Here is a 22,123-nt window from a genome sequence, read left to right on the forward strand (position 1 = left end):
GAAAGAAAGAAAGAAAGAAAGAAAGAAAGAAAGAAAGAAAGAAAGAAAGAAAGAAAGAAAGAAAGAAAGAAAGAAAGAAGTTAAAAGGGTTTGGCACAGACTCACAAAGAAATGGTATAAATATTCATTGAGTAATATCATGTCCGCTTGATTACTTATTAAACCCGAAGAACCCCACCCCGCCAAAGCTACACTTTGTCTCCCCTCCCCGCAAGCTCTTAGGGGTTGGGGGTTGGGTGCAATGACTGTGGGAATCATAACTATTTATACGGACATGATATAACATCTGCAAAATTTTTTGTATTTTATATTTTTAATGCCGACTTACCCAAAGACAAACAAATCACGTCATCTTGGGGTGTATGAATACGACTACAAAGAACATCTCGATAATGTCTTTCAAGGGGATTTTTTTTAGATAAACCTGGATTTCCGATGAGTTTTAAACCAATTTTTACGGCTCGAATGGCATTACTTGTAGCCAAATATTTCACTGTTTGTGCTTGCAAATTAAGATTCGGCTCGTGTTCACCTTTGTCAATATCTGCTGCCAAACTGTAAATTAATCGATGGTTAGCGTATAGTAATGCTTCAATTTCACCAACAGATGTTTGAAAGTGGGGTAAAGTTGCTAGACTTGCACCTAAATTCGTCGGCGATCGCTCATTTAAATAATCAACTAACCAGTCTCGTGCTGCTGTTGCTACCCCTTGATACAACGCACTTAAAAATAAACTGCCAGCTGCCAGCATTAAGGGATCGGTTTTTGACCAAAGCTTGACGGGACGGACATCTAAGGCGTATTCTGTGGGAATATAGGCATCTTCTAAAATCAAGTCGTGACTGCCCGTTGCCCGCATCCCTAGGTGATCCCAAGTTTCCACAATCTTTACCCCTGGAATGTCACGAGGAACCAAAAAACTCCCTACTTGCGGTTCATCATCATCTGTCCGCGCCCAAACTACGAAGTAACGCAAAATCGGACTGCCAGTAGTGTATTGTTTGTGGCCAGTTATTAACCAACCATCAGATGTACCTTTGGCGATGGTTCCAGGTAATCCCCCTCTGGCTGGTGTACCTAATTCCGGCTCCACACGGGCAGCATTTAGCAAAGCGATACCTTGCACAGACTCCCGACACAGCTTTTCATAGACAGTGGGATGCCAACGTCGGTGTCGGGCGGCGCTAGCGTGTTGTAAGTAGTGCATCGTCAGCACTAAGGCAGTGGAAGGATCACCACTGGCGATCTTTTCAATCACCTGACAGGCTGTGGTATATCCTACAGCCTGTCCACCAAACTCTACTGGTACAGTTAAACTCAATAATTTTGCTTTGTGAAGAGCATCAAAGTTTTCAAAGGGAAAGGAACTATTGCGATCGTGGATGGCGGCGCGGGTGGCAAAATCAGCAGCAAGAGAATCGGCCAGATCCAAGAGATTGGGCAATAATTTTGCTGTTGAGGTAACGGATGCTTCTAAAATAGGTGATTTTGACATTTAGCTTTTTACTCCTTGCTGCAATTATTGGCATTTGGCGATATCTTTATTAAAACTGCTGTCCCAAAGTTGTTTCACGTCAACTTTTGTGGGAATTACACCTGCTTGAAAAAAGGTATCAGCAACCTTTTGCTCAGAAGCAATAGCTGCGTCAGAAACAGGGAATAATTTTTGAGGATGCTGTTGTTGTCCTTCCTTGGCATCTTGATAAACGATGTCTTCATCAACATTAATGGTAGTTGCATAATTCTTCGACCATTGCTTGAGATGAGATTCCCGCCAAGTTTGGGATTTCTGCAAACGACAGAGAAAATCAGCGATCGCTACTTTCTTTTGTGGATCGGCGATCGCATCGGGTGAAGCAATAATCACGAAGTTACCGCTCAAAATATCTTTTGCAGATTCCAGTACTCGCGCTCCTTCTTTTTGGGCTTGGGGGATGGAATAACCATAGGTAGCCCAAGCATCAAGTTCACCTTTACGAAAAGCCGAAAGTCCATCGGGTATGGATAAAGGAATTGCATTGATATCCTTCATCGTCAGCCCGACTTTTTCCAACATCTTAATCAGGAAGTAGTGAGCAGTTGTAGCTTTAATGTAACCCACTTTCTTACCTTTGAGGTCAGCGATGGTTTTGGCAGTCGAGTTCTTGGGTACGAGTACAACTTGACCAACCGTAGGCCCTTTGAGAGTGGCAATAATTTTTACAGATGCTTTCGATTCAATCGCAAAAATCGGCGGAATTTCACTAGCAGAGGCCAGGTCAATTGCACCAGCATTGATTGCCTGTACCATCAAATTACCCCCAGTGAACTCAGTAAATTGAGTTTTGTAAGAGGAATTATCTAGTCCAGCTAACTTTAAATTTAAGTCCCAGCCACCTTTATACTTACCAACACGCAATTGAGTTGTATTCGACACTGCGATTTGGGATGGACTAGGATTAGCTGCGATCGTTGCCGGACTGGTAGAGTTAACCTCTGAGCAAGCTGTTGTTGCTAGAGCTAACAAGCAACCCAGAGGGAAGAAAAAATTTTGCCGCAGCCAATTGGTAGACATTTTAATTTTTGGGTATAAAAAGACAAGGAAGACAAATAACCACCAACTAATCTAGTAAGCCTGTTTCTTCGCCCACAATTGGGCCCTAGAGTGGCTGAAAGCTAAACCAACTACTACTTGGTTATGAGCAAAAGTTACTAACCTCGTGCCTTCTGCCTTCAATAAATTGATGTCAATAACTTATCTATCGCTGCTTTAAACGCCGTTGCTGCACCAGCACTCATGTCACGGGGGGCGCAGATGCATGCGATTTCTCAAATATACGAAAGCGATCGCACCCACAGCAGCGAAGATAGGATCAACACTACTATTTTTACCACCAGTCCTTCCACCCGATATAGCGGTTCTCGTTTACGTGAAGTACACCCGTAGGGGCACGGCAGTGCCGTGCCCCTACACCTTGTGATGTAATGTTGTACCGCATCTGAATGGAAACCGCTATAAAGTTTCGCTATTGCTATGAATGAGATAATCAGCTAGTTGTCGCAGGTGAAAATCAACAGCGTCCTTAACTGTGGTAAAATCATCATCTGCGGCTATTGCTTGGACTCCAGAGTTTTTGATAATATCTCTAAAACTTCTTTCCAAGTTGACACTGTGTTTTGAATAGACATTTTTTACCTCGCTTTACTAGGAATGCCGGAAAACACAAATAACTGTTGTTCTTTGGGTGCAGCCAAGTTTTCACCAAAGTATCGATGAATACCTACTCCCATATCTCCTGTACCCGTGAGTTTGAAGTTGACTTCCTCAAATCCAGATGCAGACAAAATTTTCCGTACATTGTCAGAGTAGGAAATACCTTTAGAGTGTCCGCGAGTCCAGATAACAAAAGCACCTGGTTTACTCAGAAAACTCAGGTTATCTAGTAAGCGATTGAGTTCAGTTTCCTCAGCCAGATTGCCAAAGACACCACATACAATCACGATATCTGCTGGTACTGCCCCTACATAGTTAGTGGCAAGAGTTGCATCACCATTGATAAACTCAATTTGCTTGGCTAAACCCAAAGATTCTATAGTTGCTCGTCCACGCTCAACTAACTGGGGGCTGAGTTCAACAAGTCTTGCATATACGTCATTTATTCGAGGGTGATTTTTTAAAGTTCCTAGTAAATCTCGCCCATCACCCGCGCAAACACTGACTATTCGGATAGTTCCAGATGGCGACGCATTCAAGCTGTAAGCAATATATTCCTGCACGATTTCTAGACGCTGCTGCAATTTTGGCTCAGTGTTGTAGAGGTCGTGCCATTCATACCAATCTTTTGGCATAAGGAGTGATTCCCGTTTGATGCACACTATGTAATCACAAACTACGGTTATTTTATCAAGTAACTGTTGTTTATGGATGAAGGCAGGATATCACAGAAATTTATATCAAATCAAGTCTTATTGAATAAAACCGCCCTTAATTGCTTGGTTATACGTAAAAATTATATATAGTATCAATGCGTAAATACTTGTATAAAAAATTCAATACCCGTTGCTAAGAGGTTCTTTATTTGTCAAATACAGTAAGATGATTTTGGGTAGAGAAAATTTTTAAGCGTTTTTAGCCTGTACAGTAATGGCGTTTGATTATGCGGTTTTGGGAAGAAAGCTCAAGAATGCGCGGGAAAGTCTTTTAATTACTCCGCAAGATCCTGCATCACGCCTTCAAATAAGCTTCCAGGAGTATCTAAATATTGAAGAGGGTAGGAACAGAATTACAGGTGATCAGTTAGTATTATTAGCCGTTCTATACCGTCGTGATTTTAGATACTTCGTTACGGGTGACTATCCATCAGCAGAGTCACAAGTTCAAGAGATGTTTCGACGAAATGCTGCCCTTTCCCAAAGCGATCGCGTCGCTATTCAGGAATTTGTTCGGCTCTGTGAATACGAAGATTTCCTGGAGCGAGAAATATTTCAGCGTCAGTCTATACCGATTCCCAATTATGAACAATTTTCATTTGGTCACAGACACTTCAAAAGACAAGGCGAAGAAGCTGCCTTTTTTGAGAGAGAACGTTTAGCTGTGGGAAAACAACCAATAGAAAATATATTTGAGTTGATCAGAAATCAAGGTATTCATATTTTTAAACGTCAATTAGAGGATAAAAATATATCTGCTTTATACATCAATCATCCGGTTGCTGGACATTGTATTCTTGTCAACTACCTTGATGACTTGTATCGGCAAAATTTTTCTGCTGCTCATGAGTACTGTCATGCTTTATTTGATTCATCTCAAGGTCAAGAGGTTACATACTTAAAGTCCTCAAATGATAAATCTGAGCTTGAATGGAGAGCTAATAGTTTTGCAGGTAATTTTTTGGTTCCAAAGCAAAGACTGGAATTAGACTACTCACCTGCCAACACCTATGAAGCCTGGATTAGTCTGATCCGACAAATTGCCGAACGCTTTCGAGTTAGCTCACAAGTTGTCATAATCCGTTTATTTGAACTTAAATGGATTGATAAAGCTTTACAACAGCAGTTATTTCAAGATCAACGTTTAGTTATTAAGCATGATGAGAAATTTGATCCTGAAACTCCACCAAGTTTATCTTTAGGGATACGAGACAAATCGACTCAAATTATACGCCGAGGTTTATCTTGGCACTTTATTGATCTTGGTACAGAGGCATACAGACGTGGAGAAATTACTTATCAAAAACTTCTAGATATGCTGTTACTTCCTTTAGAAGATGGTTATCAACTTCTACATGAACTCTTAACGTTTCTGGAGGTAGATAGCTAGTGAAAGGAGTGGTAACTATTGATAAGTGTTCAATTTTGAATTTCATGTATATCAATCGCTTTTATCTCCTAAAAGCACTTGGTTATTCTGTAATTACAACGGTGTATGTTCAACTGGAATTTGAGAATGCAAAACACAAATATCCTGATAGCTTGACTTATTTCAGTGATTTAGTCAATTCTGGTGAAATTTCAAGATTTCCCTTGGAAATAGAGGATTTAGTAGAAATGTCAACTGTTCCTCAGTCAAAACGTGCAAGCGATGCAGAGTTATCTTGTTTTGTAGTTGCCAAACGTATTGGTGGTAAAGTCATGACTGATGATGGGAGGGCAATTAAGTACATTCAACGATACATTCAAATGCCTCCAGATAGTGTGACTCAGTTGGTTGAGGTTTTAATAGAAGCTTACTTGGAAAATCACTTAGGAGATCATGAACTTAGACCAATACAAAAAATGCTAGCAGACCATAAGTTTGTTATCAAGATTGATTTAGCTAATGAGGCAGCGAAAAGAAGATGGATGTTGGGTGGCTACAGTTGATTAGTAATTAATGTATTCAATAATCCTATCATGAGGAATTTGTACAACGTTTTGGTTATTTAGTTTAGCAATAAGGGATGATTACTATGTAATCCCAAACTACGGTTAATTTATCAATTAAATGTATTTAATACCTAGAAAACAGGTACTATAAGAATTTAGACGTAATAAAGTCTTAATTCTTTTAGATGGGTTGTAAATACGTTTAGTCCCGTTAGATAGACTTTATGAAATCGGCGTAACTATTGATTCTAACTAAGACCGCTATGAACACTAGTTTTTTAACTGCCCAGACTCCAACCACGATCGCAATTGTTGGCGGAGGTTTTAGTGGTTCTCTAGTCGCTACCCATCTATTGAAAACTGCCAGCCAACCCCTCACCATTAAGCTGATTGAGCGTAGTCATCAAATTGGCAAGGGAATTGCCTATAGCACAGATACTAATTGTCATTTGCTGAATGTATCGGCAGGCAACATGAGTGCATTTGCCCACGATCCAGGGCATTTATTACGTTGGCTTCAGCACAACCGCGATGAGTTAACAGCATTTTTGCCCGAAGAAGTCAATGCCAGTACCTTCATACCTCGTAAGGTCTATGGTTTATACATTCAATCGGTTTTAGCAGAAGCAGAAGCCACAGCACCTAGTGATGTACGACTAGAACGCTTCACGGATGAAGTGGTAGGGGTACAGCCTGAAGTCAAAGGCGCAATGATTTCTCTGCTTAGTGGCCGCTGTTTTGCCGCAGACAGAGTTGTGTTGGCATTAGGAAACTCACCCTCTGCACCCCCCACCATACAAAAGGCCAACAGTGATGATGAAAGTTATCTGCGGAATGCTTGGTCAGCCGATGCCCTAGCAGACCTTGATGCTGATGCACCTGTGTTGCTAATTGGGACAGGACTGACGATGGTGGATATGGTTTTATCTCTGAGCGATCGCCAACATCGGGGTAAAATTTATGCTGTGTCCCGACGAGGATTATTTCCCCTAAAACATCAACCAGCTCAACCTTATCCCTCCTTCTTAACCCTAGAAAATTCACCGAAAAGTGTACGCGGCTGGTTACGTCGGCTACGTGCCGAGGTGGAAATTGCTGTTGCCCAAGGCTACGACTGGCGAGCAGTAATTGATTCTCTGCGTCCCATGATTCAGAAAATCTGGCAAAAACTATCGACGGAGGAACAGCAACGTTTTTTGCGTCATTTGACACCCTATTGGGATGTGCATCGTCACCGCATTGCCCCAAGAGTGGCGGATGTTGTCACTGAAATGCTGGATTCTGCTCAACTCACCATTACCGCCGGACGGATTCGGGAATATCAAGCTTTGCCGGCCGGTGTGGCAGTGACTGTATGCCAGCGCAAAACCCAAACTAATCATATCTTACACGTCCGCCGGGTGGTGAATTGTACAGGGGTAGCAGCAGATTATCGCCGATCGCCTCATCCTCTAATTACTAATTTGCGATCGCAGGGTTTAATTCGCCCCAATGCCATCGGTTTAGGATTAGATACAGATACCCACGGTGCTTTATATACAGCAGACGGTAATGTTTCGACGCTGTTTTATACTATGGGAACTCCCCGCAAGGGCGACTTGTGGGAAACTATCGCTGTACCAGAATTACGGGGACAGGCGCAGGAATTATCAAAGGCGTTGTTGCAGTCACTACCAGTGCGTGTGCGGACTATTTCGACTATGCCGGTGTTCAGCGATGGCAGTGCAGAGATACCCCAGTCAACTTTCCTATTTCGGCAATTTTTTGACCCTGCAACTAGTAGTTATACTTATTTAATTGCCGATCGGCAGACAGGAGATGCGGTTCTAGTCGATCCTGTATTAGAGCAAGTTGACCGCGATTTGCAATCATTAGATGAACTGGGATTAAAGCTACGCTACTGTCTAGAAACTCACCTTCATGCCGATCACATCACAGGGGCAGGTAAACTCAGGCAACAAACAGGCGCTCAGGTGATCGTTCCCCAGAATACTGCTGTGACAAAAGCCGATCGCTCCCTTGTCGGCGGCGAAATCCTAGAGGTGGGATCGGTAATGATCGAAACAATTTTCACACCAGGTCACAGCGCCAGTCACATAGCATATTTGGTCAACAAAACCCATCTGTTAACTGGTGATGCTTTGTTTATTCGTGGTTGTGGACGCACAGATTTTCAGGGAGGCGATCCTGGAACTTTATACGATGTGGTGACACAACGCTTATTCACCTTGCCAGATGATACCTGGGTATATCCTGCCCATGACTATAAAGGGCGCACTGTTTCCACCATTGGCGAAGAAAAGCGGCTTAATCCCAGATTTAGCGATCGCAGTCGGAGTCAATTTATTACAATCATGAATAATCTCAAATTGACTTATCCCCAGAAGATGAATGCAACAGTACCTGCCAATGAATACTGTGGTGATTTTATTCCTCAAGATAGCTTAGACCGGGCTACGAGTTCGGCAACAGATCAAGAACAGAAACAAATAGAACTCACAGTCATGACTAATACAGAAATTTACAATGATTACTTTGCTATGTATATCTAGAGCCGGATGAAAATGAAATTGGTGATGTTTGACATTGATGGCACTCTTACTGAGTCAAATAGCCTAGACCATGAATCATATTTACAGGCATTGCATGAAGTATTCGGGTTTTCAGGAATCTTAAGTGATTGGACATCATATACTCATGTAACAGACGCTTGTATATTAAAGGAAGTTTATCAAAGTCAACTTGGTCACGTTCCTTCATCTAGGGAAGTTGAGTCATTCCAAAAACGTTTTTTGGAATTATTAATTGATGGTGCAAAAGCACGCGATGGAGTGAAAGCAGTACCAGGTGCATCAGATATCTTGAAAAAGCTACTTGCATCTCCTGACTATGAAGTAGCCTATGCAGGAGGAGGCTGGTCAGCATCAGCGATATTCAAGCTGAAGTCTGCTAATCTTACAACTGAAAATATTCCCCATGCTTTCTCGGATGACGACGATTCACGCGAGGGAATTATGGCGATTGCACGTTCTAGATCCGAAGCGTATTATCGTCGGTTTTTTGCTGACGTTGTTTACGTTGGCGATGGGATTTGGGACATTATTTCTGCTAATAATTCAGGATATTCATTTATTGGTATTGCATCTGGCGATGAAGCCCAAGCCTTATATAAGGAAGGGGCGACTTATGTTTTTCCCAACTACGATGATTACGAGAGTTTTTTGGCAGCGTTATTTACAGCAGAACAAAAAGGCGGTGGATATAACAGTTGAAAGTCTCTGGTCTAGTTGCAAAACTTAATAAGCTGGTATTGATGGATCAAAATTTCTCTCAGCCAGGTGTTCTGAATCAGGCGATCGCAGCATTTAAATAACCATTTTTTGATAGAGTGATCCTTTGTCGATCGCTGGAATCTCTATGTCCCAGGTATCGCTCCCCCAATCGCTCCATCCATACCTACCCCTCACAGCTCTTGCGCCTATGCAGGATGTGACAAACCTCTGGTTTATGAAGGTCATTGCCCACTACGGCAGTCCTGACTACTTCTTCACCGAGTATTTCCGCGTGAATGATACCTCACGCCTCAATCGTCACATTCTGGCAGCAATCACCGAAAACGACACAGGTCGCCCCGTTTTTGCTCAAATGATTGGCGAAAGCATTCCAGACTTAGTAAGAACAGCACAGGAACTCTGCAACTATAATATCGCTGGAGTTGACTTGAACATGGGCTGTCCAGCACCTAGAATCTATCGCAAAAATGTTGGCGGTGCATTGCTACTCTCACCAGAAAAAGTGGATCGGATTTTAGGAGAACTAAGGCAGGCAGTGAACGATCGCCCATTGACCGTCAAGATGCGCGTAGGCTTTGAAAATACAGATAACTTTTACAAAATTCTAGATATAATCAATCGCCACAGCATTGATTTGCTGAGTTTGCATGGTCGCACGGTGAAAGATATGTACCACGGAGCAGTGAAATATGATTTGATCGCTGAAGCGGTTAAACAAGTCCATTGTCCAGTGCTTGCCAATGGCAATATATACTCTGCGGCAGCTGCCCTTGAAGTGCTTTCTCAAACCGGCGCGGCGGGTGTGATGGTGGGACGCTGGGCGATCGGGAATCCTTGGCTTTTTAATCAAATTCGGCAGGCTTTGCGCTTCGAGACGATCACGCCCGTTCCTTTAGTAGAGGTACGCAACTATATTGATCGTTTATGGCAAACTCCAACTGCGGCAACTATGCCAGAGCGATCGCGCGTAGGCTACCTCAAAATGTTCCTCAACTACATTGCCCTGAGTGTTGACACTGATGGTCATTTCCTGCGGCTGATGCGACAGACGCAGACTGAGGTAGAACTGTTTAACCTTTGCGATCGCGTTCTCCTTGCTGATCTGACGAAAACTTTAGCCCTAGCACCTTACTTAGGCGTTTAACTATAGCAACTATTTATTTCAGGTTTATCAGTACATCGGAGATACAGACTATACATTGAGCTATATTTACGCACAGTAGCTGATGAGTATAAATTTGCCAGATAAAGTAATACCTCTATAGCGTTTCCTAATCACATTATACACATCTTAGCCCCCTCTCGAAGAGCGGGGAGGGGGTTGGGGGTGGGGTTCTTGTACCTCACTCAAGCGAGAACCGCTATAGAACAATTTCTAGAGACATTACTACGACTAGCCCTTTCAAGGTGAGTAAATATTTTGCTCAAAAAACTCCTCTTTAATCTCTTAACTCTGTGTTCTCTGCGTCTAATAAGGTTAAATAAATTACTTTTCAACCGCAGAGGCACAGAGAGCGCAGAGTAAAGAGGGATTCTTTGACCAAAATTTTTACCCACCTTGAAAGGGCTAGTCCTAATTACTTTTAAGTCCTGTTAGGGATTTCCAAGAAATAAATTATGCAAATAAACGTAGACGCGATAGCGGCTTGCCGCAGGCTACCACAGAGACAAGGCAGCGCGGTCTTCTCACATTGGGAGAGGCTAAAAGCGATAGCGCCGGCGGCAAGCGAGTCCGCGTACCCTTACAGGGAAGCAAGCTACGCTTTTAGCGTCTCGTAGAGAGCGTCTGGGGTCTCCCCCTCCGGGTTCGGCAATCCCTCTTTGTTGGGGCAACAAGACCGGGCTGCCTCACCAAGTGGAGCATCTGGCGTGGTTTCCCCCATGAGCGACTGCCGCGCAGAGAACACAGAGAGAGGAGAAATACAGAGGTTTTTGCGTCAGTTTTGGGATATTTTTTTCTTTGGAAGTCCCTTCAATGTAGGTACTTATGTCTTGAAAGTAAGGCTGATTTCTTCTGCTACTTTGTCATTGTGCCAGTAACTGCCGTGAGCGTCACCACCATGCAGTAAGGGTAAAAGTGACTGTGCAATTATGAAGTCGAATAAGCTTGATTCCTGTGTGAGGATATCTTGAATGTCTAGATATTTTGTGTCCCCATCCACTAAGTCTGTCATCAGTTCCTTCAGTGGATAAGCAAGGGGATCGCCAGGATGAATGTAATTCTTCCAAGGTAGCTTCACTCCTTGACGCTCTTGTTGCAAAGACTCTAGCAGTTTCTGCAAATTGGGTGTAATGTCATGAGTGCTAGGCGAATCAGTGCCATCTTTACCCGGTACTATATTAGTCAGGCTAAAAATTGCTACTGGTGAACCCATAGTGTGAATACTGGCAATTTTGATGCCTTGATCGGGATTGGGATCTTTGCCAGATATACCAAAGATAGCATCACGAATCATCATCACATCATCGTGACCAGGGACTTTTGGATCATCCCAGCGAGCAGCAAACAAAATGTCAAACAGAATCACGGTTCCCCAACTGTGCGTCACTAGGTGCAGGCGGTCATCTGGCTGAGGTTTCGCCAAACCATTAACAAGTGCCTGTTTTTTGAGTTGTTCAACAACTTTCGCGCCGACATAACGGCTAATATAGAGTGCAGCATCTCCAGCAAACTGTAGAATTTGCTGTAAACGAAATTCTTGAAACCAAATCTGCTTCCAAAGGGGTGAAGCTTCAAATTGATTACGAAGCTTATTTTCATTCTCCTCATTAACATTACCCCAATAAAGAGCTACTTTCTTAAGTACTTGTTGATTATTTTCAGCGTTTTTTTCCAGAAGATTGAATAATGAATCAGCGTAATGAGGTTCTTCACGCTGCTCTCTAGTATTAACGCCGTGAATGAATAGAATGTAGTCAATAGCCATTTTTTCTCGATAATCTCTAGATATTTTGGTGTTGAAAGTTTTATGCAATCTGCCCATCATCCCCGGAGAAATTACATAATTGCGATCGCCCAATACAGTTATGGTTAACTATTGTTCAAAGAGAGTGATGGACTAATTACGGATTACTCCTGGTCAATTAATATCTGATAATTCTGGTATTTTGGGCTGTTGTTCTGAGTTAATGAATTCAGTCTTAACTGGTTTTCCGATTGTTTTAGGAGGTTGTGGTCTATCTTCTGTGGGTTGTGGTTCTGGTTGTGGGTTATCATTCTCGCTCATGTTGATTTATCTCCATTTATCCATTTGTAGCTTTAATCATTTGACTGTTTTAAGATTTCTTGCTTGGAGTGGCTAAAGCAAGAAGTTCCGTAAACTCTGTGAGTTTCTGTTCTAACTGACAATTATGACTTCAAAGGATGTCATCTCAATTCCGTAATCCTGTTGAAAATTTTGCGCCCACTAAGAGAAGCTACGGTAGATACCTTGTGGGGGGACATTCCAAACCTTGGCTTTTCGTAGCAGTAGCCAAAGCAGAAAATTCATCCGCGCCACGAGTGCAGGTGCATACTTGTAGATGATGGAATGCTGAGGGAGCAAGCCTGTTAACCAGGCAAGGCGATAACCTAACTCACATCAGCAGTAAAACACAATTTATAATCATTTCATATTAACATGACGCACTTATGACAAAGTTGTAACAAAAGTATGACCCGATATTTTTACTGAACAGCCTGTTTAAAATCAGGAAATGAAAGAAACTTATCCAGATGAATATTGGTCATAAAATTTTGACAATCAAGACTCATAAATGAGGAGATTTATTATATGAATCGGATTTTTTCTAAGAGATTACTGGGGCTGACAGGTGTATCATTTTTACTTTGTTCATCTCAATTAGTAATGGCGCTTGTGCCCAATAATGTTGCAATTATCCTCAATAGTGGATCTACAAATACCATTGGATACCGCATTTACGTATCACCATCTGGAGAAGTTAGTTATGTTGATGGTAAAGGGTCTAATCAAGGTAAATTGTCCGAAAAATTAACGAAAAAGTTTTTCCGTGACCTGAAAGTTGCTGAACCTTTATCTAACTTGCCAAAACAAAGTTGCGGCAAATCTGTTTCTTTTGGTACAACTACTACCATTAGATTAGCTGGTGAGGAGTCGCAAGACATTAGCTGTCCTGGCAATGCTAAAGCTCAACGATTGGATAATGACGTTATTGCAATTGCCAAAGCTTTAAACGTAGTTAATGTTCCTAGAAGCCAAGGAAAACCACTGCCACCTCAGAACTTTTAGGAAAACGATCAGTAGCACCTATGGAACGCCAGTTTTTTCAATGCTTGAGAATCTGAGGTGTAACTTGCGGTGTTCTGATAGCCCTCTGGGTTGACTTCTGACTTTTAATTCCTGCCCAAACGGTGAGCGGTTGTCCAACTTGCTTGTACATCAAGCTCTCCAAAATTACACCATTGTTGTTGGCGGTGAGAGTTTTATTAGGCTGATGCAAGGACTCATAAAAGCCGTTGTACCAGCCATCTTTTGATTTGAGGTTGCTTTGAACAAAATCAAATAACTGGCGGGTATAAGCAGTGTTATAAAGTACATGCCAGCCGATGGCAGCTTTGGCACTGAGGAATCGTAAATCGTTGTGCTGTTCTCTGGTATCTGCAATGGTTGCCCAAGGTTCTCCATTGACAAACAGACTACTGTAAACGAAGTATGGCGGGCGATCTAAGTTGTCTTCGGTGACGGCGGTTAATTGTTTTGTGGCTTGATAACGCGCTGCTTGAGCAGCTAAAATCCGATCGGCATAAGCTTTTGGCAAAGCTTGAAACCCAGTTTCGATACCATCTAAAATATAAGGCTCGCTCAAAACATAGTTATTGGCTCCAGAGTTTTTATAGTCGCGGCGATCGTAAGGAATTCCCTCTCCGTAAAGATCCACAAAGGCAGCATGGGACTGATAATCTAAAGCTTGCTTAACATCCAAGCCCCATAGTTTCAAACCATAAGCAGCATAATTTTCATAGCCCAAGCGACCTTCTTGGTTGTATTGTTCTTTACCTTCGATGACGCCAGTACCGTACATTTGGCCATTTTTGGTTAGACGCTTGACTTGCCAATGTTTCCAAACGGCTGCTGTTTGCGATCGCATTTGTGGATATTTTGCCCCGACAATTTTCAGCCAGATTGCCATTCTTCCCAAATCAATAGCTGACCAACCAATTTCTTCCCGTTTTTCTAGTTGACCATAATTAACGGGTACAAGGGTTTTGGCATTGTAAACCTTGTTGGGTAATTCCCCTTTGTATAAGGGCATAGATGCCAGTGTATCCAACATTTTGGTCATTTTGGCTTCAAATTCAGCCACAGGCACGATATTGAGTTCTTTAGCGCTGACCAAAGCGGCGATCGCTGCTGTCTGATCCCACATACTTACAGAGGCAAAGCCATCAACGGAATTGACCAAGCCAGTTTCATCATTCCAGTTGCGCTGGAAGTATGACCAAGCTTGACGAGCAGTTGTCATTTCCTCTGGGGTGAGTTTTCCAACTCCCGGAGCAATATAGGGAATTATGGCTACTGTTAGTTGGTTCTTAGGAATGGGTTTACCTGGCAAAACTACAGATTTGGCATCAAGGCTGGCAACTATTTCTGCTTCTGGAACAGCAGAGACAGGGGGTTGGGGTTTATTTGGTTGTACCAACTGCCCTGAAGCAGTTTGAGACGATGATATTTCCGGTTTTTCTATAGAAGTCTGGGAAAGTTGCTTAGACGAAGCATTTAAAATTGCGATCGCGGTTATAGCAGTGACTACTCCTCCTACAGAAGCTAGTATGGACAAACTCTTTGGTGGCGGTTGAAAATCTGAACTCATACTGATTAAAACCTTATCTTGTAGGTTAGCGTTGCTTGCGTAGTTTCACCAAATACATTCTTCCCAATTTTGAAATCTAACTAACACCCAGAAGTTCACCTGACGGAAACTATTAAAATTTACATTCCGCCCACTACAATAAAATAGTCACGCACCCGATCTCTGGAGTTCTTGCAGTGGGCTTATTTGATGATTTGAGTCGGTTTCTAGAAAACCGTTTAGAAGAATTCTTGCGTAACAATCCACATTTGGAGTTAGAGGCGCTGCTAGAACAGCTGCGTGAGCAAGAAGAAGATACATTAAAGCTGATCGCAGATTTACAATTACAAGAGAAGCGATCGCAAGAAGAAATTCTCTCCACCGCTCAAGAAATTCAGCGTTGGCATATCCGGGTTCAAAAAGCTAAAAACGCTGGTAGAGAGGATTTGGCGAGTGCAGCAGGTGAGCGAGAAGCAGCCCTATTGCGCGAAGGAAATCAGCGCTGGGGACAGATGCAAGGGCTGAAAGAACGCATTAACCAATCTCAGGAACTACTACAAAAAATTCAGCAGCGACGACAGGAGGTGCAAGCCAAAGCAGCCGAAGCACAGACAGCCCGTGCTAAAGCCCAAACCCAGCAACGTTTTGAAACCAGTGGCTGGTCGAATCAAACTAGCAATTATTCTGGTGGTTTTGATGACTTAGAAGAGAAGTTTCGGAGTTGGGAAACTCAGGATGAGTTAGAACAAATGAAGCGAAATATGCAAAAGTAATCGGATGAATAAGCGTCTACCCGCACTCAAAAAAGAGTTTTAACGGTGAGCATAACCTGACAGACAAGTGCTGCATTTCTCCTCTAATCTGCTGAATAAACCAGTGTTGAATGCTGCTCAACAATTGGGGTGGATTCTAGCAGTTGCAGCCGGGGTAGGCGGTTTCGTTCTGGGAGGGGTGGCGATGCTACTATTACGTCGCAGGACTAAGGAACAAACCGAAAAAATATAGCAAATAAAGTGGGAAGAAGCACTTATCAGCCCAGTAAAATTAGCTTTCATCACCGTCTCAAAGCAACACTAGTAGTTTTATTAGTTTGGGGTGGCGTGAGTTTGCTGCACTGGCTACCAGCAACACAATGGTTGATGCTGGCATTAACGGCAATCCTGACTGTGCAAACATTACGGATGCTGTTAGCAAAACCAGGGGCGGCGGTGATGGAGAGTGAGATTTATTTACCGCCAGTGTCGATTTTAGTTCCCGCTAAAAATGAAAGTCTAGTCTTGGCTGATCTAGTTTACAGCCTATGCCAATTGAATTATCCAAGGGATTCCCTAGATATCTGGGTTGTTGATGATGGTAGTACCGATGAAACCCCCCAGATATTGAGGGAATTACAAACTCAATTTCCCGCTTTACAAGTTCATCGACGGGAATCAAAAGGTGGTAAATCCGGGGCGTTGAATGCGGTGTTTCCCTTTACCCAAGGGGAGATTATCTTAATCTGTGATGCGGATGCTCAGTTAGCTGCCAATTTTCTGCGGCAAACAGTACCTCTGTTTCAGAAACAAGCGATCGGTGCAGTGCAAGTGCGAAAAGTGATTTCTAATGCTAATACCAATTTCTTAACCCGTTGTCAGCAGATGGAAATGAATTGTGATAGCTTTTTGCAAACCCATCGCATTGCTATTGGTGGAATGTCTGAACTACGCGGTAATGGGATGTTAGTTCGTCGAGAATTGTTAGAAAAGTGTCAAGGTTGGAATGAGAACACTGTCACCGATGATTTGGATCTTTGTTTCAAACTCTATTTAGCAGGTGCAGAAATTGAGTTTGTGACAGTTACATCAATTCAGGAAGAAGGTGTAACTAGTTGGGAGAAACTTTGGAATCAACGCTGTCGTTGGGCTGAAGGTGGCTATCAGCGTTACCTAGATTATTTTCCTGAAATTCTGACTTTAGATTGGGCAAAAGAAATTGATTTACTATTGTTTTTTCTATTGCAATTTCTTCTACCAATTGGACTAATTCCCGATTTACTTTGGACAATATTTTATAGCCATCATCCAGTTTTATTACCAATTCAGACATTACTCACCATCATTTTAACAATTGCCTTTATTGCTGGACTTTACCAATTTCAAAGTTTACGAGGATGGTCTTTGCTTTGGGCAACAATTCAAGGCTCATTATACATGGTGCATTGGATTCCTGTGATGATTGTAACCACTTTGAAAATGTGTGTGCAAAGGGAGCGATCGCACTGGGTGAAAACTGAACATCTTGGTGGAAATGCCTTACAGTGATTCTGGCAAAAAATAACATTACAATATTGGTGTACTCGTATTATCCCTAGACAATGGCACTTTTAAAAAGCTAATTGAAGGAGATTTGCAGGATTCATTAGACTCTGAAGATGTAGAAATAGTAGAGATATATTCTGCTCCATATAACTTCGTTCAGCCAAAGTATCAAATAAAATTTTGTAATGCACTTAGAATAACTTCTATAAAGGAACTATCCCAATGGGGTAAGCTCCCTTCAGAAGGCTAATAAATCACTGCACAAGATGATTATTTGAGCTTTTACACTGTCTCTAAAGTTTATTCGTAGGAGGTAAGCTATGCCATTATTGGGGGAGTGAAAGGTTATCAGTAGATCGAGAATATCTAGTAATAAGCGATCGCAATTCTGAAACAACCCCAGCAAATCCTTTTTCCGCTCAAGCTACAATCAATTTAGAATCAAAACTAGACAAAAGAGTGAGATGAGTATTAACCTGAATCTCCCATCAGAACTAGAAAATGAACTTCACACCGAAGCTTCTCAACTCAATTTACCGTTATCCGAGTATATTTTACGTATTTTATTTACAAGAAAATCTGTAGATAATTTACCCAAAACTGGAGCAGAGCTTGTTACCTACTGGCAAAACGAAGGTGTAATCAATTCACGCCCCGATATCACTGATAGTCAAGCCTATGCTCGTGAGTTGCGCCATCAGGCTGAAACACGGGAACGCTCATAGGTAAATTTAATGTACTTATTGGATACAGACATTCTGATTGATATTCAGCGCGGCCACACTCCTGCAATTGCTTGGTTTGCCAGCCTTCCAGAAGTACCGAGCATTCCTGGCTTTGTTGTTATGGAACTCATCCAAAATGCTCAAAATACTCAACGAGTCCGCAATACTCTCAAACTCGTTGCTCCCCTACCCGTGATTTGGCCTAATGAAACTGATTGTGGGCTTGCTCTATCAAATTTCACCAGCTATCACCTATCAGATAATTTAGGCTTACTTGATGCTTTGATTGCCGCTTGCGCTGTTGGCAGAGGAGCTACGCTGTGTACCTTCAACATCAAACATTACAGGGTTATACCTGACCTTATTACAGCACAACCTTACACACGCTGAAGTTGGAATTAAAGAATTAGAAGATATCAGGCTAAGATAAACAAACTTTTTATTGATAAAGTGCTAGAGAATCTCAAAGCCATACCCTAAAACTTGCAAGTAAGCCAAGGGAAAAAATCATGTTAGATTTGCTGATTCAAAACGGGTTAATTTTCGATGGCTTAGGCTCTCCACCTGTTCGCGGAGATATCGGCATTCAAAATGGCCGCATTATCAACCTTGCACCCTCCTTAACTACCCCAGCGCGTGAGGTGATTGATGCTTCTGGGTTATGGGTGACACCTGGATTTATAGATATTCATACTCATTACGATTTAGAGTTAGAAATTGCACCAGGATTAAGCGAATCAGTGCGTCATGGTGTTACCAGCGTGGTTATTGGTAACTGTAGCTTGTCTGTTGCGATCGCAGAACCCCAAATCCTGGCTGATATTTTTCAGAGGGTAGAGACACTTTCTCATCGATTGATTGCAAAATGGCTAGAAAAGTCGGTTTCCTGGCAGACACCAGCAGAATATTTACAGCATTTGCAACAGTTACCCCTTGGCCCCAATGTTGCCCCAATGTTTGGACACAGTGCCTTACGCGCTCATGTGATGGGATTAGAACGCAGCTTAACGGTTCAGCCGACAAAATTTGAACTAAAACTTATGCAGCGCATAGCCATAGATGCTTTAGACGCTGGCTTTATTGGCATTTCTATTGATATGTTTCCTTGGCATCGGATGAGTGGAAAATGGCAAGGTTGCACAATTCCCTCTCAACACGCGAAATTTAATGAATATGCAATGTTAGCGGATTTGTGTCGGCGGTGCGATCGTGTTTTTCAAGTCACCCCCAATTTACAAAGACTTGCTTCCTTTGTGGATATTCTGCGTATGGGTTCAGGGATTGGACAAAAACCCCTCCGGCTGACAGTCCTCTCAGCCTTAGATGCCGTACACGATCGCAACCTATGGCGAATATTTTCCCCCCTACTTTTTATTTGGAATCGGCTTCTAAATGGTAATGTGCGCTTTCAAACCCTAACGGAACCTTTCACTATTTACTCTGATGGATCTGTGACTCCCTTATTTGAAGAATTTTCCACAGGCGCACAACTCAATGGCTGTCAGTCACGAGAGGAAAGGCAACAACTATGGGCATCAGAAATTTTTCGTCGTCAGTTTCGCCAAGAATGGCTGAGTAAATGGCGTCAATCATTCCATCGTCAGTTAGATTTAATGGAAGTTATTCACTGTCCCGAAGTAAGTTGGCAAGGGTTAAGTTTTGCCGAAATTGCTCGTCAAAACCAACAAGAACCAGTAGATTTATTTATCCATGCATTACAAAAATACGATACAGATTTACGCTGGGTGGCCACAGGAGCGAACCATCGCCTAAAACCCCGTTTAGCGATGATGCAGCATCCTCATATTTTGCCTGGTTTTACCGATGCTGGCGCTCACGTCCGTAATCTGGGCTACTATGATGGAGCTTTGTCTTTGCTCAAACAAGCAGTTACAACCAAGTTTCTTTCACCGGAAGCTGCAATTTGCCGCGTTACGGGGGAACCGGCTGGTTGGTTCCGTCTGGATACGGGAGTTCTCAAAGTTGGTGCCAAAGCGGATATAGTTTTACTCGATCCCAATGCTTTAAATCAACCAATTAGCCCCCAGGTGCAGATATCAGATCCCGTTTTAGATGGTGAACCTCGAATGGTTAAGCGTGGTTCGGATGAGATTGTGCAAGGGGTTTATATTAATGGGGTTCGGGTTGTTTGTGGGGGGAAAGTGAGCGATCGCTTGGGGCGTGAAAAGTTGGGAACGGTTTTGTTTCCTTGTTGAAGTATCTCACGCAGAAGTGCAAAGAAAAGTTTGAGAGACTTCCAAGAAATAAATTATCCAAATAAACGAACCACAGAGACACAGAGAACACAGAGAAAGGAGAAATAGAGAGGGTTTTTGGGTCAGTTTTGGGACATTTTTTGATTTGGAAGTCCCTGAGAGGGGAGCATTGAATTGCTTTTACCCCACACCAGCAATGACTTGTCCAATATCTTGAGGGGTTGCACCTGTCGCTAACATTGCCCGGATCAACAATTCAATTGATACTGAAGCATCGCCATTTTCAGCTTTAGCAATCCGAGGTTGGCTGGAACTAATCTTAGCAGCGAGTTCACTTTGAGTCATCAGTTTTTGCCGACGCTCTTTCAAGTTTTGGCTGAGAGCTAGCTTAATTTCAACAAATATAGTTTCTTCGGGTGTTAACTCCAAAAAATCTGAAACTGTGCCAATTTTCCAGCCTTTAGATTCTAAACGTTCTCTCTTAGCTTGATCCATCACATTACTCCTGTTGATCGGTATCATATTTGCTCAGGCGCTTTTCGCAAACCTCAATTATCTTTTTGGATGTTGTTCTCGTTGTTTTATTAAAGACTTCAACAATCAAGATTGCATCGTCATCAATTCGATAAATGATTCTCCAGTTTTTATCTGTATCTCGAATACGTAATTCATGACAGTGAATTACTATACTTGGCATAGGGCGTGAATGTGGCAACCCAAGGGATTCACCTTCCTGTAATTGTCTGAGCAGAACACCCGCTTCTATGCGTGCTTCTTGACTGAAAGGTGGGGTTTTAACTTCGCCATGTAACCAAACTAAAGGTTTACTTTGATCTCCCATGCTCTATTTATATCATATCTGATATATCGATCCATTAACTTAGGGACTTCCAAATAAAAAAATGTCCCAAAACTGACCCAAAAACCCTCTCTATTTCTCCTTTCTCTGTGTTCTCCGTGTCTCTGTGGTTCGTTTATTTGGATAATTTATTTCTTGGAAGTCCCTTAGAGATGAGATTATGGGCAAACTACATTGATGTTATATTGGTCATAGCTTCTAAATTTATGTCAGATTACTTATTTTCCCAATTTAAAGCCAACGAATTTGAAGCCTTGCATAAGGAGTTATCTAAAGTTCTGGATATTTCACAAGATAAACTACAAAATCTCTACGAGGAGATGCTGCAAGAATTTGAATTAGAGGGCTATCCCGACGATCGTAGGCTTCCCAGAAATATTTTTCAATCTCACAATGAAAGTTTTCATAAATGCTACGAAGACGCTTTAGTTATTGGAGTAGATATTCCCAGTCTCCTGGAAAAGAACAATAATATTTCCAACAAGAAAACTGTTGCTATCCTCGGACAAGATCCTTTAAGAAAAAGTGATATAAGAGTAGAGAAAATTGGGATTGCAACACCCTACGCTTTGCATTTGAAGGATTGTCGTGAGAAGTTGCGTAATACAAGGCTATACTTTGATTTGATCAAAATCTTACTAGATGCAGGATACCGAGTCTACCTCACAGATATTTTCAAAGTATGGGTCAGTAAGGCTAGTTGCGATGACGGTATTCCTCTAAAGAAGCAAGATCGTACTCGCTTTATTCAAGTTCTGAAGACAGAGTTAGAAATTTTTGAACCAGTTGCAGTCATTACCTGGGTAAAAAAAGCAAGTAGCGCCATTAGAAGTATAAGTTTAGAAGTAAAACACCTTGAGTTTCCTCATCCTAGTGGTGCAGCAAATGGTGCTTGGTGTAAACTAATGGGCAAACCAGCAACACGAGAAAACCGGATTAATTACTGGCAGGAAAAAGTTTTTGCCCACTTATCAGGGTTGTAGACAAGGCTAGTTGCCAGTGCGTTGGTGCAACCCGCCGTAGGCATCGCTTTTCCTGTACGCTACATTAACGAAATATGACGCACTATTTTTATGA

The 22,123-nt window shown here is 42.2% G+C and carries 23 protein-coding genes; 14 read left to right on the forward strand and 9 right to left on the reverse strand.

Features of this window, described 5'->3' with window-relative positions:
* Positions 1 to 305: 305 nt before the first annotated feature.
* Both V7K97_RS10680 and V7K97_RS10685 read right to left on the reverse strand, forming a co-directional pair.
* The gene (locus V7K97_RS10680; protein WP_334800893.1) at positions 306 to 1,496 is read right to left on the reverse strand and encodes an acyl-CoA dehydrogenase family protein; all 1,191 of its coding nucleotides are present in this window, start codon (positions 1,494 to 1,496) and stop codon (positions 306 to 308) included.
* Positions 1,497 to 1,520: 24 nt separating this feature from the next.
* A complete protein-coding gene (locus tag V7K97_RS10685; protein WP_334800894.1) occupies positions 1,521 to 2,555 on the reverse strand; it encodes an ABC transporter substrate-binding protein in 1,035 nt (344 codons plus the stop codon).
* 240 nt (positions 2,556 to 2,795) lie between these two features.
* On the opposite strand from V7K97_RS10685, the gene V7K97_RS32015 reads away from it, so the two are divergent.
* The gene (locus V7K97_RS32015) at positions 2,796 to 2,927 is read left to right on the forward strand and encodes a hypothetical protein (protein WP_442936899.1); all 132 of its coding nucleotides are present in this window, start codon (positions 2,796 to 2,798) and stop codon (positions 2,925 to 2,927) included.
* Between the two features lie 66 nt (positions 2,928 to 2,993).
* On the opposite strand, the gene V7K97_RS10695 is transcribed toward V7K97_RS32015, so the two are convergent.
* Entirely contained in the window at positions 2,994 to 3,143 is a 150-nt protein-coding gene (locus tag V7K97_RS10695) for a hypothetical protein (RefSeq protein ID WP_334800895.1), read from the reverse strand.
* Positions 3,144 to 3,172: 29 nt separating this feature from the next.
* Positions 3,173 to 3,829 carry a class I SAM-dependent methyltransferase family protein gene (locus V7K97_RS10700; protein WP_334800896.1) on the reverse strand — a complete coding sequence of 219 codons (657 nt, stop codon included), beginning with the start codon at positions 3,827 to 3,829 and terminating at the stop codon, positions 3,173 to 3,175.
* A gap of 295 nt (positions 3,830 to 4,124) precedes the next feature.
* On the opposite strand from V7K97_RS10700, the gene V7K97_RS10705 reads away from it, so the two are divergent.
* From V7K97_RS10705 to V7K97_RS10725, 5 genes are all read left to right on the forward strand, one after another.
* Entirely contained in the window at positions 4,125 to 5,300 is a 1,176-nt protein-coding gene (locus V7K97_RS10705) for a helix-turn-helix domain-containing protein (RefSeq protein WP_334800897.1), read from the forward strand.
* A complete protein-coding gene (locus V7K97_RS10710) occupies positions 5,300 to 5,842 on the forward strand; it encodes a hypothetical protein (protein ID WP_334800898.1) in 543 nt (180 codons plus the stop codon). The genes V7K97_RS10705 and V7K97_RS10710 overlap by 1 nt, the downstream gene beginning before the upstream one ends.
* A gap of 266 nt (positions 5,843 to 6,108) precedes the next feature.
* On the forward strand, positions 6,109 to 8,397 hold the full coding sequence (locus tag V7K97_RS10715) for an FAD/NAD(P)-binding protein (RefSeq protein WP_334800899.1): 2,289 nt from the start codon (positions 6,109 to 6,111) through the stop codon (positions 8,395 to 8,397).
* 6 nt (positions 8,398 to 8,403) lie between these two features.
* A complete protein-coding gene (locus V7K97_RS10720) occupies positions 8,404 to 9,117 on the forward strand; it encodes an HAD family hydrolase (RefSeq protein ID WP_334800900.1) in 714 nt (237 codons plus the stop codon).
* A 145-nt stretch (positions 9,118 to 9,262) separates the two neighbouring features.
* Positions 9,263 to 10,282: a tRNA-dihydrouridine synthase family protein gene (locus tag V7K97_RS10725; protein WP_334800901.1), complete on the forward strand. Its 1,020-nt coding sequence runs from the start codon at positions 9,263 to 9,265 to the stop codon at positions 10,280 to 10,282.
* Positions 10,283 to 11,123: 841 nt separating this feature from the next.
* Here the strand turns inward: V7K97_RS10725 and V7K97_RS10730 are convergent.
* Together V7K97_RS10730 and V7K97_RS10735 are read right to left on the reverse strand one after the other, a co-directional pair.
* Entirely contained in the window at positions 11,124 to 12,158 is a 1,035-nt protein-coding gene (locus V7K97_RS10730) for a hypothetical protein (RefSeq protein WP_334800902.1), read from the reverse strand.
* Between the two features lie 60 nt (positions 12,159 to 12,218).
* Positions 12,219 to 12,365 carry a hypothetical protein gene (locus V7K97_RS10735; protein WP_334800903.1) on the reverse strand — a complete coding sequence of 49 codons (147 nt, stop codon included), beginning with the start codon at positions 12,363 to 12,365 and terminating at the stop codon, positions 12,219 to 12,221.
* Positions 12,366 to 12,911: 546 nt separating this feature from the next.
* On the opposite strand from V7K97_RS10735, the gene V7K97_RS10740 reads away from it, so the two are divergent.
* Positions 12,912 to 13,388, forward strand: a complete 477-nt coding sequence (locus V7K97_RS10740; RefSeq protein ID WP_334800904.1) for a hypothetical protein — start codon at positions 12,912 to 12,914, stop codon at positions 13,386 to 13,388.
* A 37-nt stretch (positions 13,389 to 13,425) separates the two neighbouring features.
* Here V7K97_RS10740 and V7K97_RS10745 read toward each other — a convergent pair whose 3' ends face one another.
* On the reverse strand, positions 13,426 to 14,970 hold the full coding sequence (locus V7K97_RS10745) for a DUF3131 domain-containing protein (RefSeq protein ID WP_334800905.1): 1,545 nt from the start codon (positions 14,968 to 14,970) through the stop codon (positions 13,426 to 13,428).
* A 176-nt stretch (positions 14,971 to 15,146) separates the two neighbouring features.
* On the opposite strand from V7K97_RS10745, the gene V7K97_RS10750 reads away from it, so the two are divergent.
* The 6 genes from V7K97_RS10750 to V7K97_RS10775 all read left to right on the forward strand — a co-directional run bounded on the left by V7K97_RS10750 (position 15,147) and on the right by V7K97_RS10775 (position 20,187).
* Entirely contained in the window at positions 15,147 to 15,722 is a 576-nt protein-coding gene (locus tag V7K97_RS10750) for a TIGR04376 family protein (RefSeq protein WP_334800906.1), read from the forward strand.
* Positions 15,723 to 15,789: 67 nt separating this feature from the next.
* A complete protein-coding gene (locus V7K97_RS10755) occupies positions 15,790 to 15,954 on the forward strand; it encodes a hypothetical protein (protein ID WP_334800907.1) in 165 nt (54 codons plus the stop codon).
* An 8-nt stretch (positions 15,955 to 15,962) separates the two neighbouring features.
* Complete coding sequence (locus tag V7K97_RS10760; protein ID WP_334800908.1) at positions 15,963 to 17,249, forward strand: glycosyltransferase; 1,287 nt, start codon at positions 15,963 to 15,965, stop codon at positions 17,247 to 17,249.
* Positions 17,250 to 17,710: 461 nt separating this feature from the next.
* A complete protein-coding gene (locus V7K97_RS10765) occupies positions 17,711 to 17,971 on the forward strand; it encodes a hypothetical protein (RefSeq protein WP_334800909.1) in 261 nt (86 codons plus the stop codon).
* Positions 17,972 to 17,980: 9 nt separating this feature from the next.
* Positions 17,981 to 18,361 carry a PIN domain-containing protein gene (locus tag V7K97_RS10770; RefSeq protein ID WP_334800910.1) on the forward strand — a complete coding sequence of 127 codons (381 nt, stop codon included), beginning with the start codon at positions 17,981 to 17,983 and terminating at the stop codon, positions 18,359 to 18,361.
* A gap of 119 nt (positions 18,362 to 18,480) precedes the next feature.
* Positions 18,481 to 20,187: an N-acyl-D-amino-acid deacylase family protein gene (locus V7K97_RS10775; RefSeq protein ID WP_334800911.1), complete on the forward strand. Its 1,707-nt coding sequence runs from the start codon at positions 18,481 to 18,483 to the stop codon at positions 20,185 to 20,187.
* Positions 20,188 to 20,367: 180 nt separating this feature from the next.
* On the opposite strand, the gene V7K97_RS10780 is transcribed toward V7K97_RS10775, so the two are convergent.
* Positions 20,368 to 20,682 (reverse strand): helix-turn-helix domain-containing protein, encoded by a 315-nt coding sequence (locus V7K97_RS10780; RefSeq protein WP_334800912.1) that lies wholly within the window; start codon positions 20,680 to 20,682, stop codon positions 20,368 to 20,370.
* 4 nt (positions 20,683 to 20,686) lie between these two features.
* On the reverse strand, positions 20,687 to 21,028 hold the full coding sequence (locus V7K97_RS10785) for a type II toxin-antitoxin system RelE/ParE family toxin (protein ID WP_334800913.1): 342 nt from the start codon (positions 21,026 to 21,028) through the stop codon (positions 20,687 to 20,689).
* Positions 21,029 to 21,252: 224 nt separating this feature from the next.
* Between V7K97_RS10785 and V7K97_RS10790 the strand changes: the two genes are divergently transcribed.
* The gene (locus V7K97_RS10790) at positions 21,253 to 22,029 is read left to right on the forward strand and encodes a uracil-DNA glycosylase (RefSeq protein ID WP_334800914.1); all 777 of its coding nucleotides are present in this window, start codon (positions 21,253 to 21,255) and stop codon (positions 22,027 to 22,029) included.
* The last annotated feature ends 94 nt before the right edge of the window (positions 22,030 to 22,123 follow it).

The sequence above is a fragment of the Nostoc sp. genome, from assembly GCF_036917815.1.
Taxonomy (GTDB): Bacteria; Cyanobacteriota; Cyanobacteriia; order Cyanobacteriales; family Nostocaceae; genus Nostoc.

Excerpts from the sequence above, each read along its gene's own strand:
- V7K97_RS10705 (WP_334800897.1), top strand. The coding sequence starts at position 4,125 with ATGGCGTTTGATTATGCGGTTTTGGGAAGAAAGCTCAAGAATGCGCGG.
- V7K97_RS10725 (WP_334800901.1), top strand. The coding sequence starts at position 9,263 with ATGTCCCAGGTATCGCTCCCCCAATCGCTCCATCCATACCTACCCCTC.
- V7K97_RS10770 (WP_334800910.1), top strand. The coding sequence starts at position 17,981 with ATGTACTTATTGGATACAGACATTCTGATTGATATTCAGCGCGGCCAC.
- V7K97_RS10790 (WP_334800914.1), top strand. The coding sequence starts at position 21,253 with ATGTCAGATTACTTATTTTCCCAATTTAAAGCCAACGAATTTGAAGCC.
- V7K97_RS10720 (WP_334800900.1), top strand. The coding sequence starts at position 8,404 with ATGAAAATGAAATTGGTGATGTTTGACATTGATGGCACTCTTACTGAG.
- V7K97_RS10685 (WP_334800894.1), bottom strand. The coding sequence starts at position 2,555 with ATGTCTACCAATTGGCTGCGGCAAAATTTTTTCTTCCCTCTGGGTTGC.
- V7K97_RS10735 (WP_334800903.1), bottom strand. The coding sequence starts at position 12,365 with ATGAGCGAGAATGATAACCCACAACCAGAACCACAACCCACAGAAGAT.
- V7K97_RS10780 (WP_334800912.1), bottom strand. The coding sequence starts at position 20,682 with ATGGATCAAGCTAAGAGAGAACGTTTAGAATCTAAAGGCTGGAAAATT.
- V7K97_RS10680 (WP_334800893.1), bottom strand. The coding sequence starts at position 1,496 with ATGTCAAAATCACCTATTTTAGAAGCATCCGTTACCTCAACAGCAAAA.
- V7K97_RS10765 (WP_334800909.1), top strand. The coding sequence starts at position 17,711 with ATGAGTATTAACCTGAATCTCCCATCAGAACTAGAAAATGAACTTCAC.
- V7K97_RS32015 (WP_442936899.1), top strand. The coding sequence starts at position 2,796 with ATGCATGCGATTTCTCAAATATACGAAAGCGATCGCACCCACAGCAGC.
- V7K97_RS10775 (WP_334800911.1), top strand. The coding sequence starts at position 18,481 with ATGTTAGATTTGCTGATTCAAAACGGGTTAATTTTCGATGGCTTAGGC.
- V7K97_RS10700 (WP_334800896.1), bottom strand. The coding sequence starts at position 3,829 with ATGCCAAAAGATTGGTATGAATGGCACGACCTCTACAACACTGAGCCA.
- V7K97_RS10745 (WP_334800905.1), bottom strand. The coding sequence starts at position 14,970 with ATGAGTTCAGATTTTCAACCGCCACCAAAGAGTTTGTCCATACTAGCT.
- V7K97_RS10740 (WP_334800904.1), top strand. The coding sequence starts at position 12,912 with ATGAATCGGATTTTTTCTAAGAGATTACTGGGGCTGACAGGTGTATCA.
- V7K97_RS10715 (WP_334800899.1), top strand. The coding sequence starts at position 6,109 with ATGAACACTAGTTTTTTAACTGCCCAGACTCCAACCACGATCGCAATT.
- V7K97_RS10785 (WP_334800913.1), bottom strand. The coding sequence starts at position 21,028 with ATGGGAGATCAAAGTAAACCTTTAGTTTGGTTACATGGCGAAGTTAAA.